This is a genomic window from Vibrio sp. Y176 (genome assembly GCF_033438945.1).
The window spans coordinates 1-749 of the sequence record NZ_JAWOQS010000431.1 but is presented as its reverse complement, the minus strand read 5'-3'; the positions used below and the strand labels follow the sequence as shown (position 1 = coordinate 749).

Annotated in this window: 1 protein-coding gene; it reads right to left on the bottom strand. The window is 46.2% G+C overall.

Translation table 11 applies throughout. The features are described 5' to 3' along the window. Positions 1–94: 94 nt before the first annotated feature. A partial coding sequence (locus R7O13_RS26500; RefSeq protein WP_318305162.1) for a TRAP transporter small permease occupies positions 95–749 on the bottom strand: 655 nt, incomplete at its 5' end.

Genomic DNA, 749 nt, shown 5'->3' with positions numbered 1-749 from the left:
AAAGAACACTGGAAAGACCCAGAGAAATTGCGATTGGCACACCAATGAGCATGAAGCCAATCACCATTAAAAACAGTAGTAAAATATCCATGGCTTAGCGCTCCTTGTGCTCAGAATCGTTCGAGGAACGAGGAGTCATGGCATCGCCAGCTTCACTCATTTCTTCTTTTAAGGCTTCCAGTTCTTCCTCAGCTTCATGACCTGCAATCAAGCGATCCAGCTTGCCTGTAGCGATCTGCCAAGTGACTTGTAAAAAACGGAAAGTGAGCATCGCCATACCAAGCGGCAAAGCGAAATAAGGAATAAAGCGTGGCAGTTTTTCGTAGCGCTCGCCTTCATTAAGCCAATCCGCTAAGAACTGTAAAAACTCAGGCATTAGGATATCGTCGGTGTCATACCATGCGCACTCTGTCGCAAAGGGATACCAATAATTCCAAGCACCAATCAAAAGCAGAATCGAAAAGGTTAGGCAGCAGGCCGCTGCGACTAGCGCAAGGAGTTTACGGCGCCCTTCAGGCACGATATTGATGATGACATCCACGCCAATGTGAAAGTGTTTTTTCACACCGTACGAAGCGCCAACTAAAACCATCCACGCGAACATGAATACGGTGAGCTCTAACGCCCAGAGAATATTATCGTTAAAGACATAGCGAAAAATGACATTAGCAAACGTCAGCAATGTCATCGCACCTAAGAAGAAAGCAATCAAGGTTTCTTCAATGGCATCGGTGATTCGTCCAGCCTTG